Annotated in this window: 20 protein-coding genes; 9 read left to right on the top strand and 11 right to left on the bottom strand. The window is 62.1% G+C overall.

Going from position 1 to position 14,952, the window contains the following annotated elements; translation table 11 throughout:
- Nucleotides 1–73: 73 nt before the first annotated feature.
- Nucleotides 74–394, bottom strand: coding sequence for a DUF6949 family protein (locus JI748_RS04975; RefSeq protein ID WP_201635635.1), 321 nt, complete (start codon nt 392–394; stop codon nt 74–76).
- Between the two features lie 110 nt (nt 395–504).
- Between JI748_RS04975 and JI748_RS04970 the strand changes: the two genes are divergently transcribed.
- The gene (locus JI748_RS04970; protein WP_201635633.1) at nt 505–1,185 is read left to right on the top strand and encodes a hypothetical protein; all 681 of its coding nucleotides are present in this window, start codon (nt 505–507) and stop codon (nt 1,183–1,185) included.
- Here the strand turns inward: JI748_RS04970 and JI748_RS04965 are convergent, their stop codons facing one another.
- The 3 genes from JI748_RS04965 to JI748_RS04955 all read right to left on the bottom strand — a co-directional run bounded on the left by JI748_RS04965 (nt 1,186) and on the right by JI748_RS04955 (nt 3,249).
- Nucleotides 1,186–1,404, bottom strand: coding sequence for a DUF3126 family protein (locus tag JI748_RS04965; RefSeq protein WP_164534130.1), 219 nt, complete (start codon nt 1,402–1,404; stop codon nt 1,186–1,188).
- Nucleotides 1,405–1,568: 164 nt separating this feature from the next.
- The gene (gene cysE, locus JI748_RS04960; protein ID WP_233280615.1) at nt 1,569–2,417 is read right to left on the bottom strand and encodes a serine O-acetyltransferase; all 849 of its coding nucleotides are present in this window, start codon (nt 2,415–2,417) and stop codon (nt 1,569–1,571) included.
- Between the two features lie 61 nt (nt 2,418–2,478).
- Nucleotides 2,479–3,249 carry an alpha/beta fold hydrolase gene (locus JI748_RS04955; protein ID WP_201635631.1) on the bottom strand — a complete coding sequence of 257 codons (771 nt, stop codon included), beginning with the start codon at nt 3,247–3,249 and terminating at the stop codon, nt 2,479–2,481.
- Nucleotides 3,250–3,377: 128 nt separating this feature from the next.
- Here JI748_RS04955 and JI748_RS04950 point away from each other — a divergent pair, with 128 nt between their 5' ends.
- From JI748_RS04950 to JI748_RS04930, 5 genes are all read left to right on the top strand, one after another.
- Entirely contained in the window at nt 3,378–3,623 is a 246-nt protein-coding gene (locus JI748_RS04950; RefSeq protein ID WP_201635630.1) for a zinc-finger domain-containing protein, read from the top strand.
- Nucleotides 3,624–3,631: 8 nt separating this feature from the next.
- Entirely contained in the window at nt 3,632–4,810 is a 1,179-nt protein-coding gene (locus JI748_RS04945) for an FAD-dependent monooxygenase (protein ID WP_201635628.1), read from the top strand.
- Between the two features lie 96 nt (nt 4,811–4,906).
- Nucleotides 4,907–6,238, top strand: coding sequence for a TCR/Tet family MFS transporter (locus tag JI748_RS04940; protein ID WP_201635626.1), 1,332 nt, complete (start codon nt 4,907–4,909; stop codon nt 6,236–6,238).
- Nucleotides 6,213–6,704, top strand: a complete 492-nt coding sequence (locus JI748_RS04935; RefSeq protein WP_407644936.1) for a GNAT family N-acetyltransferase — start codon at nt 6,213–6,215, stop codon at nt 6,702–6,704. The genes JI748_RS04940 and JI748_RS04935 overlap by 26 nt, the downstream gene beginning before the upstream one ends.
- A 31-nt stretch (nt 6,705–6,735) precedes the next feature.
- Nucleotides 6,736–8,304: a cryptochrome/photolyase family protein gene (locus JI748_RS04930; RefSeq protein WP_201635624.1), complete on the top strand. Its 1,569-nt coding sequence runs from the start codon at nt 6,736–6,738 to the stop codon at nt 8,302–8,304.
- Nucleotides 8,305–8,434: 130 nt separating this feature from the next.
- Here JI748_RS04930 and gndA read toward each other — a convergent pair whose 3' ends face one another.
- Nucleotides 8,435–9,880 carry an NADP-dependent phosphogluconate dehydrogenase gene (gndA, locus tag JI748_RS04925; RefSeq protein WP_201635622.1) on the bottom strand — a complete coding sequence of 482 codons (1,446 nt, stop codon included), beginning with the start codon at nt 9,878–9,880 and terminating at the stop codon, nt 8,435–8,437.
- A gap of 203 nt (nt 9,881–10,083) precedes the next feature.
- Between gndA and JI748_RS04920 the strand changes: the two genes are divergently transcribed.
- Complete coding sequence (locus tag JI748_RS04920) at nt 10,084–10,854, top strand: SDR family oxidoreductase (protein ID WP_201635620.1); 771 nt, start codon at nt 10,084–10,086, stop codon at nt 10,852–10,854.
- Nucleotides 10,823–11,386, top strand: coding sequence for a gluconokinase (locus JI748_RS04915; protein WP_233280614.1), 564 nt, complete (start codon nt 10,823–10,825; stop codon nt 11,384–11,386). Before JI748_RS04920 ends, JI748_RS04915 begins: the two co-directional genes overlap by 32 nt.
- Here JI748_RS04915 and JI748_RS04910 read toward each other — a convergent pair whose 3' ends face one another.
- The 4 genes from JI748_RS04910 to JI748_RS04895 form a co-directional block, all read right to left on the bottom strand.
- The gene (locus JI748_RS04910) at nt 11,387–11,767 is read right to left on the bottom strand and encodes a DUF1622 domain-containing protein (protein ID WP_201635618.1); all 381 of its coding nucleotides are present in this window, start codon (nt 11,765–11,767) and stop codon (nt 11,387–11,389) included. It lies immediately after the preceding gene.
- Between the two features lie 55 nt (nt 11,768–11,822).
- Nucleotides 11,823–12,308: a CYTH domain-containing protein gene (locus tag JI748_RS04905; protein WP_201635616.1), complete on the bottom strand. Its 486-nt coding sequence runs from the start codon at nt 12,306–12,308 to the stop codon at nt 11,823–11,825.
- A 3-nt stretch (nt 12,309–12,311) separates the two neighbouring features.
- Nucleotides 12,312–13,214, bottom strand: coding sequence for a CHAD domain-containing protein (locus tag JI748_RS04900; protein WP_201635614.1), 903 nt, complete (start codon nt 13,212–13,214; stop codon nt 12,312–12,314).
- A 74-nt stretch (nt 13,215–13,288) separates the two neighbouring features.
- Nucleotides 13,289–13,471: a CsbD family protein gene (locus JI748_RS04895; protein WP_164534141.1), complete on the bottom strand. Its 183-nt coding sequence runs from the start codon at nt 13,469–13,471 to the stop codon at nt 13,289–13,291.
- Between the two features lie 89 nt (nt 13,472–13,560).
- Here JI748_RS04895 and JI748_RS04890 point away from each other — a divergent pair, with 89 nt between their 5' ends.
- Nucleotides 13,561–14,229: an RluA family pseudouridine synthase gene (locus tag JI748_RS04890; protein ID WP_201635612.1), complete on the top strand. Its 669-nt coding sequence runs from the start codon at nt 13,561–13,563 to the stop codon at nt 14,227–14,229.
- Here the strand turns inward: JI748_RS04890 and JI748_RS04885 are convergent.
- Both JI748_RS04885 and JI748_RS04880 read right to left on the bottom strand, forming a co-directional pair.
- Nucleotides 14,226–14,513, bottom strand: coding sequence for an ASCH domain-containing protein (locus JI748_RS04885; RefSeq protein WP_201635610.1), 288 nt, complete (start codon nt 14,511–14,513; stop codon nt 14,226–14,228). The genes JI748_RS04890 and JI748_RS04885 overlap by 4 nt on opposite strands.
- On the bottom strand, nt 14,513–14,893 hold the full coding sequence (locus tag JI748_RS04880; protein ID WP_201635608.1) for a RidA family protein: 381 nt from the start codon (nt 14,891–14,893) through the stop codon (nt 14,513–14,515). Before JI748_RS04880 ends, JI748_RS04885 begins: the two co-directional genes overlap by 1 nt.
- Between the last annotated feature and the right edge of the window lie 59 nt (nt 14,894–14,952).

The following is a 14,952-nucleotide window of genomic DNA, read 5'->3' as shown; positions in this document are numbered from 1 at the left end:
AGTTCCGGACCCCGCCCCTGATAGGGGTCTGAAGAGCAAGGCCGGCCTGCGAAAGCAGCGCCGGCCGCGCTATCTAAAGCGGCAGCGCGACATAAAGGCTCATGAACAAGAGACCGGTGATAAAGGCCCAACCGAAGGCGACGAGGGCCGAGATCAGAACCGACGTCATCGACAGTGTGCCGTCTTCTTCCTGGCGCCAGCCGACCTGCAGCATGATGTAGGGTCCGCACACAAAGCTCATCACCAGGTGCCCGAAGGCGCCGAGCGCCGTCTGGCCGTCCAGCCGAAGCATCGCCTGCTGTCCGGTGCGCCACTGATAAAGGTGCGTGCCCGCTCCCGAAACGCATAGACCCACGCCGATCAGATAGGCCGCCAGCAGCAATTCCTTGGTCATGCTTATCCCCTCGATGGCTGCAGGCTGATGCCAGGCCTTTACGATTTGTTAAGCATATTGGCTGCCCTAATGGCTGTCACCCCCGCGAGCAAAGCTTGGTTAATTCGCCCATGAGCTTATCCACAGAGGCAGGCGGCCGGCCGCACAGTCACAACCCTGGTGTTGCCTACAACCTTGCCGGCCTGGCGCTGCTGGTCCTGCTGCTGGCCGTCGGCTTCGCCTATCTCATCGATCAGGCAGGGCGTTCCACCGGGCCCGCCGAGCCGGCACTTGGCGACACGCAGCCGGTATTACAGACCATCGGTGGACGCGAACTCAGCATCCCGACCAGTTGGTTTCGCTATGGCGAGCAGATGAAGGACGGCTTCGCGAGCCAGGCCGATCTGCGCTTCAACCTCAGCCTTGCGCCAGATGCTCCACCCACCCCCGTCGAGGTAACGTTGTTGCCGCGCAGCCGGGCGCGGGCCAGCAGCGAACTGCTGGACCGGGTTTATCTGCATCAATTCGGAGCGGGGATCAGGGAGGGCTATCCGGGCTTGGTGGGCAAGCCGATGATGGCGCGCGAGGGATATGACGGGGAAACCGTCTGGTATGACGCTTTGTCGCCAAATCCATTCGTCGCGAAATGCGCGATTGAGGTCGAACCGGACCGCCCCGATTCATGCCTGCGCACCATTCACCTGCAGAGCGGCATTGCCGCTGTGCTCAAGTTCGATGCAACGGCGCTGGTGAACTGGCGCCGCTTCAATGACGAACTGGCCCTTTGGCTGGGCCAGATCGGCGCGCTCTGATCAGTCGATATCTTCGAGGTCGATGTCGAGGATCGACATGTTGAAGATATAGGACTTGTCGCCGTCTTCGTCGTCGGCATGGATCAGGCCGATCGACTCATCGCCCAAAAACACCTCGACTGAGTCATTGAGTTTGGCGCGCGGACGCACGTCGATGTTCTTGTTGTTGAACTTCTGCTGCAAAAATTTCTGAAGCTTGATGATCTCGGGATGGTTCACGAGCACATTCCTTGGCTGTTCGGGGTGCCGGCAATCTAGTGCCTCGACCAAGGCTGGCAACCCCTGCGCACCGGTCTTATCCGGTAAAACGCCGCAGAGCCCCCTTGCGTTCAGGACCAGGAGACATTCATCTCAGGCCGGCGTCAGATGAAGGTCGGCGGGCCTTAGCTGACTTGATCGTAGACCAGCACCATCTGGTCCATCACCAAGGCGGGCTGCGCACAGCCGGCTTCTCCGATGACCTTGGCCGGAACGCCGGCCACCGTCACGCGCGGCGGCACTTCCTTGAGCACCACCGACCCTGCCCCGATACGCGAGCAATCGCCCACCTTGATATTGCCAAGCACCTTGGCGCCGGCACCGATCAGCACGCCATTGCCGATCTTGGGGTGACGATCCTGATCCGACTTGCCGGTGCCACCCAACGTCACGTTCTGCAGCATGGAGACATTGTCGCCGACCACCGCCGTCTCGCCAATGACGAGACCCGTGCCGTGATCGAGCATGATGCCTTTGCCTAAGGGCACGGCCGGGTTGATGTCGACCTGAAACACCTGGCTTGAACGGCTCTGGAGGTAGAGCGCAAAGTCCCTGCGCCCAGCCTTCTGCATCGCATGAGCAAAGCGATGCGTCTGGATCGCCTGGTAACCCTTGAAATAAAGCAGCGGCTCGACGGCACGATGGCAGGCCGGATCGCGCTCCATGGTCGCCGCCAGATCGACGCGCGCCGCAATGCCGATCTCGGGATCGTCGCGCAGCGTTTCTGCAAAGACTTGGCGGATCAGATCGGCCGAAACGTCTTCATGATCGAGACGTGCCGCAAGGCGATGCGCCAACGCTTCTTCAAAACTGTCGTGATTGAGAACGGTGGACAAAACGAGGTTGCCCAGAGAAGGCTCGTTATCGAGGATCTGGCGAGCCCCGGCGCGCACAGCTTCCCATACCGGATCTACCGATTGGATCTGCACCGACTTCTTGGCATTGCCGCTCATCACGCCAGACTCCGCGTTCATCGAGAAACACCGATATAAGGCAGATCGTTCTTTCAAACAAAGCCTCTGCTGAGCATTTGGTTCACGAAATTGAACGGGGCGGAAATGTCCTGCTCAAAAACTCCAGCGCCGCAGCCTTGAAAAGCTTGTCCCCGGTGGCCCGCATATGGTCCCGCTTGGGGATAAGGTAGGCCTCGCCTTCGGGCAAAATCTCCGCCAAAGGCTCGGGCCGGCCCGCCATTTCGTCGGCCTCGCCCACCGCCACCAGCACCGGCACGGCGATGCGCCGCACATCGGCGCGCGCCATCGGCTGACGCGATGTTTCCATGCAGGCCGCCAGTGCCTCCCGATCCGAGCCCGTGTGATCGGCAAAAATGCGGAATTGCCGCGCCGTCGGATGCGTCAGATCGGCAAGCCCCGGCGCCCGCAAACCGGCAATGATGTCATTGCCGTCGGTCAGCCCATTGATGAGATTGACGCCCATGCCGCCCAACACCATCGCGGCCACGCGCTCCGGATGATCATAGGCAAGGAAAGCGGCGATGCGCGCGCCCATCGAATAACCGATCACCCCCGCCCGCTCGATCCCCAGATGATCGAGGAGCGCCAGCGCATCGCCAGCCATCTGTGTCGGGTAATAAAGCTCCGGATCGTGCGGCTTCGCCGAATGCCCATGTCCGCGATTGTCGAGCGTGATCGCCATATAGCCCGCGCCGGTCAGCGTCTCCACCCAGCCGGTATCGATCCAGTTGACCTTGCCGCTCGATGCAAAGCCATGGATCAGGAGAATCGGCTCTCCCGAGCCATGGGTCTCGTAGGCAAGTTCGAGGCCGGAAGTTGTGAAGCTTGGCATGTTCGCTCCGCTATTTAATGAGGAGGGTTTTGCGGCTTCGCCCCACTAATGCAAGCGCCCTTTGCGCTTTTCTTGGGCGCCCGCATTGGCTATGGTCGCGCCGATTTCCAAACCTTCCAGGACCCCCAATGGCCCACGGCACGACTCCGCACTTCCACAACACCGAAGGCCTCCGCGCCATCGAAGTGGGCTCCAAGGAATTCCAGTGCGTCGGCGCCCTACCCCCCTTCGATCACCCCCATGTCTTCCTCGACATGGGCAAGGATAGCGAGATCGTTTGTCCGTATTGCTCAACGCTTTACGTCTATAAGACTGAGCTCGGCGCCGGTCATTCCAACCCCGCTTCCGCCGTCTTCGAGCCCCGCGCCGCCTGAGCCAGACCATGCCCGCCGAGGGCCGCTCCTTCATCATCGCCGGCGCCGGAATCTCCGGCCTGACCCTCGCGCTCGCCCTCGCCAAATGGGGCGCAACCGTTGTCGTTCTCGAAAAAAGCCAGACCCTGCAAGAGTTTGGCGCCGGCCTCCAGATCAGCCCCAACGCGCGGTTCGTGCTCGATCAACTTGGACTCGACGACGCACTGACCCGGCTCAGCCTCGAACCCGAAGCGCTCGACGTCTACCGCCAGGGTGCACAACGTCCGCTGCTCAGCATGGAACTCGGCCCCATCATGCGGCAGCGTTTCGGCTCGCCCTATGCCGTCATGCACCGGGCCGATCTCGCCGACCTCCTCTATAAAGCCTGCCGGCGCTTCGCCAATATCGACATTGTCTTCGGCGTCCGTCGTTGGGACGTCGTCTCCCACGCCCGCGGCGTCACCGTGGCCATCGACGAAGCCGACGGCCAAAGCCGCAACACCCGTGCCGATGCCTTTATCGGCGCCGATGGCGTCCATTCCCGCACGCGCCGCGACGTGCTCGGCGGCCCGCCGGCACAGTTTCAAAACCGCATCGCCTGGCGCACCCTCGTGCCTTTAAAGGCCGTTGCCGGCCAGATCCACCCCAGTCGCGTTTCCGTCTTTTTCGGCACCGGCTTCCACCTCGTCTGCTATCCGCTGCCGCACCGCGGCCAAGCCAATCTGGCCTTGTTCATGCCCGGCAAGCCGGACGAAAGCGCAAATCCAAAGCCGCTGCGGCCCGGTACGATCGTCGAAGAAGTCCTCGACATGGCTGGCGCCAACTGGACACCGTGGCCGCTCTACACCGTCGCCACCAACACCTGGTTCAACGGCAATATCGGTCTTATTGGAGACGCCGCGCACGCCATGGTGCCCTTCCAGGCCCAGGGCGCCGCCATGGGCATCGAAGACGCCGCGGTGCTGGCCCCGCTTCTGGTAAACTCCCAACACGCCGAAGATGCTTTCCGCCAATATGCCGCGCTACGTCAGGAGCGCGTTCGTCGCGTTGCCGCGCTTTCGGCACAGAACGGGCGCATCTTCCACCTGCCCTGGCCGTTAAGCCTGGCGCGCGACACGGTCATGTCCATGCAAGGCCAGCGCGCCCATCTCGATCGTCTGGGATGGATCTACGAGCACAAGGCGCTCGCCGAAGGCTCGTTCTCGTGAACACAGCGGCCGGCCTCGCCCCTTGCTTTGGCGGGCAAGCCTGTGTCAATTGCAGCCCTCTGACGGGCGCGACAAGAAGAAGGCTCGAAGCACCGCATGCAAGCTGCGACGCGTTCCCGACTGACCCTGACCTGCATCCTGATCACGATTCTGCTCGACATGATCGGCGTCGGCATCATCGTTCCGGTTCTGCCCGAGCTGCTCGAAGACCTCACCGGCGGCAGCGTGGCGCAAGCCGCGGTGATCGGCGGCTACCTCGTCTTCGCCTATGCTTTCATGCAGTTCGTGTTCTCGCCCGTTCTCGGCAATCTTTCCGACCGTTACGGCCGCCGCCCTGTCCTGCTGATCTCACTGCTCGGCCTCACCTTCGACTACCTGATGATGTCGATTGCGCCCTTCGTCTGGTACCTTTTCATCGGCCGCATCATTGCCGGCATCGCTGGCGCGGCTCTCGCGACGGCCACGGCCTATATGGCCGACATCACCCCGCCCCATAAGCGCACCCACCGCTTCGGCCTCATCGGCGCAGCCTTCGGCCTCGGCTTCATCATCGGCCCCGTCATCGGCGGCGAACTGGGGGAATTCGGCCCGCGCGTGCCCTTCTACGCTGCGGCCGGCCTCGCCTTTGCCAATTTCCTCTTCGGCTGGTTCGTGCTGCCCGAAAGCCTGCCGAAAGCCTCGCGCCGTAAATTCGATATCCGCCGCGCCAACCCGCTCGGCGCCGTCATGGCGCTGCGCAAATACCCCTCCGTGCTCTGGCTCCTTGGCGTCCTGTTCTTCCTGCAGCTCGCGACCCAGGCTCTTCCTACCGTCTTCTCCTATTTCACCGTCGAAATGTTCAACTGGACCTCTTCGACCATCGGCCGCACGCTGGGCGCCTTCGGCCTAGGCTTTGCCATCAGCCAGGCCGTCCTTGCCGGTCCCCTGTCCAAGGGCATCGGCGAACCCGCCGTCGGCATGATCGGCCTGCTCGCCGCCATCGCTGCCTTTGCCGGCGTTGCCTTCTCGGCCGACGTCTACATGCTGTACCTGTCGATCCTGGTCGGCACCGTCAGCGGCCTTGCGCCACCCGCCATCAACGGCGTTCTGTCGCGCCAGGTGCCAGACAATTCGCAAGGCGAGTTGCAGGGCGCGGTCAATGCCGCGAGCTCCTTGGCGACCATCATCGGCCCACTCGCGGCAACGCAGATTTTCTACCACTTCACCACCGAGCCGGGCGCTTCCAGCTACTTTCCCGGCGCTCCGTTCCTGGCTGCCAGCGCCAGCGTCCTCGCCGCGCTGATCCTTTTTGCCGTGGCCTCCTGGCGTTTCGAGTTGGGCCGGCGTCCCTCCATCGCCAACCACCCCCATGCCCCCGAAGTGCCGCCTCCGGGACAGGTGCGCGTACCGCCGATCGAAGACGATGATCACAATCCGTCCCGCCGCTGAGGCGGACCACACCCCCATTATCGCCATCGTCGCTCCGGTCCTTGCTGCCGGCGAAACCTACGCCATCGACACCAACCTCGATGAAGCGGCGGTTGTTGCCTACTGGTTCATGCCCGCGCACGAGGTCTTCGTCGCCGAACTCGATAACGAGATCGTCGGCACCTATTATCTCCAGCACAATCAGCGCGGCGGCGGCGCCCACGTCGCCAATTGCGGCTACATGACCGCACCCAATGCGCGCGGCAAGGGAATAGCCAAAGCCATGTGCCTCCACTCCCTGGAGCGCGCCCGCGAGCGCGGCTTCCGCGCCATCCAGTTCAACCACGTGGTCTCGACCAATACCGGCGCCGTTGCCCTCTGGCAAAAGCTCGGCTTCCGCATCGTCGGCACCCTTCCCAAGGCTTTCAAGCATCCCGTTCACGGCTATGTGGACAGCTATGTGATGTTCCAGTCGCTGGTCGACTGAACTGCCGGCCACAAAGGCGCGTAGTGTTTGCATGGCAAAGCTCCGCTTCATCCTCGGCGACCATCTTTCCCGATCCGTCGCTGCGTTGCGGGACATCGACCCCGCGAACGACGTCGTCCTGATGGCTGAGGTCGGCAGCGAGTCGACGGTGGTTGGCTTCCACAAGCAAAAGCTCGTCTTCATCTACTCCGCCATGCGCCACTTCGCCGACGAGCTGCGCGAGGAAGGCATTCGCGTCGATTACGTCCGCCTCGACGCCGAAGGAAGCACGCAGAGCCTCGAAGGCGAACTCGCCCGCGCCCTTGCCCGCCACTGGGTCGACGGCGTCGTCGTCACCGAGCCCGGCGCCTTCCGCGTTCGCGACATGATGAACGGCTGGTCGGAGCGGCTCGGCGTCCCCGTCGACATCCACGAAGACGACCGCTTTGTTTGCAGCCATGATCGCTTCGCCAGCTGGGCCGGCGATCGCAAGTCGCTGCGCATGGAATTCTTCTACCGCGAGATGCGGCGCCTGACCGGCTTCCTCATGCAAGACGAGGCTCCCGAAGGCGGCCAGTGGAATTTCGACGTCGACAACCGTGAGTCACTGCCACCGGACTATCAACCGCCGAGGCGGCTGCGCTTTGAGCCCGATGCGACCACGCGTGAAGTCATAGACCTCGTTCGCAATCGCTACGCCAAGAATTTCGGCGACCTCGAACCCTTCCAATGGGCCGTCACCCGCAGCGGCGCCCTCGATGCCCTCGATCATTTCATCGCCGAGGCCCTGCTCGGCTTCGGCACCTATCAGGATGCGATGAAAACCGGCGAGCCCTTTCTCCATCACGGGCTGCTCTCACCCTACCTCAATGTCGGCCTCCTCACCGCCGCCGAAGTCTGCGCCGCCGCCGAGCGCGCCTATCTCGAAGGCCATGCGCCGCTCAACGCCGTGGAAGGCTTCATCCGCCAGATCATCGGCTGGCGCGAATATATCCGCGGCGTCTACTGGCTGAAGATGCCTGAATACGCACAGACCAATGAACTCGACGCGCATCGCGACCTGCCCTGGTTCTACTGGTCCGGCAATACGCGCATGAATTGCATGGCCCAGGCGATCGGCGACACCAGCCGCCACGCCTATGCCCACCACATCCAGCGCCTGATGGTCACCGGCAACTTCGCCCTGCTCGCCGGCATCGAGCCGGCCCAGATCGAATACTGGTACCTGGCCGTCTATATCGACGCCTTCGACTGGGTCGAACTGCCCAATGTCCATGGCATGGTCATGTTCGCCGATGGCGGCCTCTTGGCCTCAAAGCCTTATGTAGCCTCGGGCGCCTACATCAACCGCATGTCCGACTATTGCGGCAATTGCTTTTATAGCCCCAAGATTAAGGAAGGCGAACGCGCCTGCCCCTTCACCCTGCTCTACTGGAATTTTCTCATGGAGAACCGCCCCAAGCTCGGCGGCAATCGGCGGCTGGCCATGCCCTATCGCAATCTCGATCGCATGGATGACCGTCAGCGCGGCCTCATCCAGATGCAGGCTCGGGCATTTCTCAACGGACTATCCGCAACGGCCGACGAAGACCCTGCGCCGCAGCTGACGCTGGATCTTTAGCACCACCCGCTCCCCACCCTCCATGTCATCCCCGCGTAGGCGGGGATCCATTCTGAGATCTCGAGATGGGCCCCGGCCTTCGCCGGGGTGACAATCGAATGTGCGGCAACCTCAGTGGGCTGAGCCAGCCCTACTCCTCCACCACCGGCGCCGCAGCCTTGTTCTGCAACGTGCTCGGCCAGGTGCCGTGCAGGTCGCCGCCGCGGCCCTCGATCTCGAAACCATGCGCACCGAAGAAGTCGCGCTGCCCCTGGATAAGGTTGGCCGTGCCCTGCGCCTGACGATAGCTGTCGAAATAGCTGAGCGCGGCGGAAAGGCAGACCATCGGGAATTCGCCCATGGCGGCACCGGCCACGACCTTGCGAAGGCTGGGATGAGCGTCCTTCATGATGGCGACGAAATCGGGCACGATCAGGAGGTTGGAGGCATCGCCCTTGCTATAGGCCGAAGCCATCTGGTCGAGGAAGCGCGAACGGATGATGCAGCCGGCGCGCCAGATCTTGGCGATCGTCGCCAGCGGCAGCGACCAGCCGAACTCTTCCGAAGCCTTTGCGATCACCGCAAAACCCTGCGCATAGGAAACGATCTTGCCGGCCAGCAACGCCTTTTCGAGATCGTCCAGCGTCACGTCGCTGCGCGCACGGTTCGGCTTGCCATAGATGCCTTCAGCCGCCACGCGCTCTGCCTTGCGCGACGAGATCGAACGCGCCGCCACGGCGCCTTCGATGGCCGTTGCCGGCACGCCCATCTGCTGCGCCACGATCGCCGACCAGACGCCGGTGCCCTTCTGGCCTGCCTTGTCGAGGATCAGGTCGACAAGCGGCTTCTTGGTATCTGCATCCACGGCGTGCAGCACATGGCCGGTGATCTCGATGAGATAGGAGTTGAGCGGACCCTCGTTCCACTTCTTGAACACGTCGCCGCATTCCGAGGCGGTCATCCCGAGGCCGTCACGCATCACGCCATAAACTTCGGCGATCATCTGCATGTCGCCATATTCGATGCCGTTATGGATCATCTTGACGAAATGGCCCGCCCCGCCCTCGCCGAGATAAGCGCAGCAGCTTTCGCCGTTGAACTGGGCGGCGATGGCGGTCAGCACCGCTTCCGCATTGTGCCACTGTTCCTTGGAGCCGCCGACCATGATCGATGGACCATGGCGCGCCCCTTCTTCGCCGCCGGACACGCCGACGCCGAGATAGCCGATGTTCTTGGGCTTGAGATAATCGAAGCGGCGCTGCGTGTCGGTATAAAGCGAGTTGCCGCATTCGATGATCGCATCGCCCGGCTCGAGATGCGGCAAAATCTGTTCGATCATGTCGTCGACCGGCTTGCCAGCCTTGACCATGATAATGATCGAGCGCGGCGTCTTTACCGACTGCACGAAGTCGGCAAGGTCGTATTTCGGGATCGTATTGCCATCTAGGCCCTGCGCTTTGGCCTCGCTGACGAATTCGTCGATACGGCCGGGCGACCGGTTGTGCACGGCAACGGTGTAGCCTTTTTCGGCAATGTTCAGTGCCAGGTTCGAACCCATCACCGCCAGGCCGATCAGGCCGATATCCGCAGTCGCCATCAAGCAATCCTCTTCGAAAATGTCCGCGCAGGCCATGCGCCTTGTGCATAGTGCTTGGCGGGGACAATGACCATAAAGTCGTAACAGTGGAAAGACCGGATCAGGCAATTTTCGACCAAATCGGCTTGCTTGTATGGAAGCGAGGCGAAGGGTTGCGGTGCGACGTCGGCGCTGGCTAGAAGAGACGGGACGAGGAGAACGGCATGAGCGGCAAATCCCCTTTCGATCTTGGCGGCAAGCGCGCCCTGATCACCGGTTCGAGCCGTGGCCTGGGTCTCGCCATGGCTCGGGCGCTGGCCGGTGCCGGTGCTGCGGTGGTGCTTAATGCCCGTGACGGCAAAGCCTTGGGCTCCGCCGCCGCCGATCTTGCCGAAGCCGGATACGACGTAGCGGCGCTGGCCTTCGACGTCACCAGCCCTGAAAGCGTGGGCGAAGCCGTGCGGCATTGCGAGGGCGAGATCGGCCCGATCGATATCCTCATCAACAATGCCGGCATGCAGATCCGAGGCCCGCTCGAAACCTTCCGTCACGACGATTTCGAGCGGATGATGTCCACCCATGTCACCGCCACCTTCAGCGTCAGCCAGGCCGTCGCGCAAGGCATGATCAGGCGCGGACGCGGCAAGATCATAAACATCTGCTCGATCTTGACCGACCACGCCCGCCCCTCGGTGGCCCCCTATGGCGCAGCCAAGGCAGCCATTGCCAATCTCACGCGTGGCATGGCGGCCGATTGGGCCGGCAAGGGCCTCAACGTCAATGCCATCGCGCCGGGCTATTTCCGGACCGACCTCAACACCACGCTTATGGCCGACCCGGACTTCAACGCCTGGGTCGAAAAACGCACACCCATGGGGCGCTGGGGCGAGGTCGAAGAGCTTGGTCCCCCGGCCATCTTCCTTGCTTCCGACGCTTCCAGTTTCGTCAACGGACACATCCTTTATGTCGACGGCGCCTTCACAGCCACGGTTTGAACCGGCTCGCATCATCATCGTCATGGGCGTGAGCTCGTCCGGCAAGTCCACGGTCGGTGCCGCACTCGGCCGCGCGCTCCACGCGCCCTTCCTCGATGGCGACAAGTACCATCCCGAGGCCAATGTCGAAAAAATGCGCGCTGGAACGCCGCTGACCGACGACGATCGCTGGCCCTGGCTTACGGCGCTCTCCGCCGCGCTCAAGGAAGCTGCAGAACGCAAGGGCGTCGCGGTCGGCGCCTGCTCGGCCCTGCGCAAAAGCTATCGCGACATCATCACCCAGGAAGCCGGTGAGCCGGTGCTCTTTGTGTATCTCGAGGGTTCGCGCGACGTGATCGGCGAGCGCATGGCCCGCCGCAAACACGAATACATGCCCACAAGCCTCCTCGACAGCCAGTTCGCGACGCTGGAAGTGCCCGACCCCGCCGCGGAGCACGTCCTTGTCGTGCCCGTCACCGACCCTGTGGAGAGGATCGTGCGCACGGTGACCGCATCGCAGGACCATCTACGGACCTTCAAGCGGTGGCAGTGATCACCGCGCTTCGCGCCGATCCTCGACTTCTTCCGGATCTTGCTTCCACGGCCAGCGGCCGGTGATTTCCACCTCCAGCGACAGGCTCAAAAAAGTACGGATGACGATGATACCGGCCAGTACGGCAAGGCTTTCCAGCGTCGGCTCGATGGCAACCGTCGCAATGATGTCGGCCGCTACCAGAAACTCGAGTCCCAGAAGAATACCGCGTCCGACATCGGCCCTGTAGTGCCTCAGACTATGGTCCTCGGCCTTGCCGCTCCGGCTGCGCTGAACATAGCGCCACGTCGCAAGCACTATGCCCAACACGATGACCAGGATCCCGCACCACTCGATGGCGCGGGTCACAAGGTGAAGAAGATCTTCGCCAAAGACGTTCATCGCTGCCTCCCAGACCCGAGCAAGCAACGCGGCAGACCGCTACACGATCCGCACGCTAGGAAGCGTCAGTATCAGCAGGCGGAACCCCATCGCTGCGCGACAGGCTGGCATTGAAGTAACGATCGTCAAGCGTCACTTCCTCGCCGATCCACGAGGGCATCTCGACTGCCTGATCCTCATGCTCGAGCTCGACCTCGGCGATGATCAGGCCCTCGTGCCGACCTTCAAACACATCGATCTCCCAAGTGAGGCCGCCGAACTCAAGCTCATGCCGGCGCTTTTCAATCGTATGCGGTCGCGACAGCTTCAGCAGTTCACGGGCGTCATCGATCGGGATTTCGTATTCGAACTCTGCCCGAGTGGCGCCTACCGACTTGCCCTTGAGCGTTATTGCCGCCTTCTCGTCATCCCAGGTCCGCACGCGGACGGTCGCCTTGGCATTGGACGACAGATAGCCCTGCCGGATCGACCGACCTTCATTGGCAGCTTTGCGCCAATCGTCATTGCGGACCAGGAACTTGCGTTCGATTTCCGTGCCCATGCTCTACCCCTTTTCCGGCAGCAGCGACCAATAGCTCTCGAAGCGCTTCCGCAGAGCTCCCGGCTTTTCGGCAGCAAGCTGATGCCCAAGCGCAAACGCCTGTTCGCCCAATTCCTCCTGCCTTTTGGCCACGGCAACAAGGATCGGACCGAGATCGCCCAAGTCTTCTTCTGCAGCGTTCAGCACATCCGTCAACACCGCCAGATTGTGGTGATCCCCCAGATTTTCGCCCAAGTGATCGAGCGCCTTGGCCCTTGGCTCCAAGAGATCAGCCGCAGACTTGGCGAGTAGCGTCACATGGTACCAGTGGTATTTCGCCTGCTTGCGCCATTCGTGCATCGCCGTCGCGGTCTGCTCGCCCTCAGCCCCGTCGAAGTCCCGCAAGAAGTGTCGGTAGGTCTTCTCCAGCCCGTCGCCCACAAGATCAAAGCCATTGGTGTCAAAACTCCACTCCTTAGCGCGATCACCGATCTTTTCAAAAATCTCGGCAAACTGCTCGAGCGGGTTTTGCTTTTTGCTCGCCGCCTCGCTCCGTTTCGCCCGCGCCACGAGATATTCCCGGGCAGCCTGACTGTGTCCTGGGATGGTGAGACCATCAAGCGTCTCGACTATGACCCGCGCATCCCGCGCTCCGCCCAAAAGGTTGGCTGCGTCGCGCAGAGCCGCGTTTTCTTTCTTGAAATCCGCAAAGTTGGGCTGCACCAGCCGGAGCAAACCGCGCACCTTCTTGCAGCGCCGCCGCAGGCTATGAACGGTCTTGTCGAAGTCACCCCCTCCATGAGCAGAAGCCAGGGCTTTCCCGATCTGCTCTCCGGCGATGACCCTTACCTGATGCCCCGCCCGGGACCGCGACTGGAATGCAAACGACATACTTAAACCCAGTTGGATAGCGCAGAGCTTAGGCACGCCTCGCTGTCATCATCCAGAACAAATAAAAAGGCCGCCCCGGAGGACGGCCTATTTGAGTGCGATACGAAAGCTTAGTGCTTCAGTGCGTCGCGGGCAGCGTCTTTGACTTCGCCGACCTTTTGCTGGATCTTGCCTTCGGCCTTGTCTGCCTTGCCTTCGGCCTGCAGACGTTCGTTACCGGTCAGACCGCCAGCGGCATCCTTGAGAGAACCCATGGCCTGCTTGCCGGCGCCTTTTGCTTCGTCCTTATGCATTTCAGTCTCCTTTGTTAGAAGTCTAACAGAAGAACGAAGCGGGCGCGGTGGCGTTCCCAAAAGACATATCACAGGTTAGTTTACCGCCCATGCCGCCCATGCCCACGCTCCATGACTACCAGCCACCGATGGAGCCCTATCTCGACGTGCTTCACGTCGACGACGATATCCTCGTGATCAACAAGCAGAGCGGCCTGCTGAGCGTGCCGGGCAAAGACCCGAGCCTATGGGATTGCATCGAATATCGCGCACGCCAGACCTGGCCGACGGCCGGCATGTGCCATCGGCTCGACAAGGACACTTCCGGCGTCCTTGTCCTCGCGCTCAACAAGCGCGCGCATGGCCGCATCGGATCTCAGTTCGAACATAGAAAGACAACCAAGAGCTATCTCGCCCGCGTCGCCGGGATCGTTGCCGAGGACACGGGCCTTGTCGATCTTCCCCTCGCCACCGACTGGCTCAACAAGCCGCGCCAGCGCGTCGACTTCGACCATGGCCGCCCGTCGCAGACCCAATGGCAGGTGCTGGAGCGCGAGGAAAGCGCCACCCGAATGCGCCTCGTGCCCCTTACGGGACGCACCCATCAGCTCAGGGTCCACATGAAAGCCATCGGCCATGTGATTCTGGGAGATGCATTTTATGCCGATGAAGCGGAGTTCCTGGCCGCCGACCGGCTGCAGCTCCATGCCGCCGAACTGGGCTTCACCCACCCCACCACGGAGCAATTCACGACCTTCGTCGCGCCGGACCCGTTCTAGTCGCTTTCACCCAAATAGCCGACTTCGATCCGCTGAAACAGCACACCTTCTTTCATGGTCGCGAGCCAGCGCTGAAAGTTTCCGACGTCGACGAAACCAGCCCGTTGCGCGTCCGTCTCGGTTACATCGTCCGGGCTCATGTCGGTCACCGACTTGATGGAAAGAAGCCCAACCTTGGTCTTGAGCGTTCCGCCTGCCTTGACGGTTGGCCGGTTCCAGCGCCGAAAGATCAGGTCCACTTTCCCGGCCTTGATCCCTTCCAAAAGCTCCCGCTTCAGCAGCATCAGTCGAGCACCGCATCTGCCGTGATCTCGATCTGAAGCCCCTTGGCCAACAGCTCCCTGACCACGACAGTCGCCCGAACCGGATAGGGCTGCACCGTAAAGTACTCTCGATACACCGCGTTCATCCCCGGCGCATCGGCGCTATCGACGAGAAAGATCTGCACCATCACGAGATGACGCAGCGTTCCACCCGCAGCCTCGAGCGTGATCTGAAGATTATCGAGACACCGCCGCGTCTGCTCCTCGATCCCGCCCGCGACGATCTCGCCGCTCACTGGATCTTCGGCGATGGCAACGAGCCAAAGGTGCTTGCCGGCACGCACAGCATCGTTGATCGGCGCGGAAGAAGGGGCAATCCCGGTTTCGATACGTTCGATCATGAAGGCTCCAGCAAAGAATCGGCAGGCGCAATTGTGTTGCGGGAGAGCTTGTGACAAAC

The organism is Devosia rhizoryzae (assembly GCF_016698665.1).
Classification (GTDB): Bacteria; Pseudomonadota; Alphaproteobacteria; order Rhizobiales; family Devosiaceae; genus Devosia; species Devosia rhizoryzae.
The sequence above is the reverse complement of the archived record's forward strand: the minus strand, read 5'-3'. Positions and strand labels throughout refer to the sequence as shown.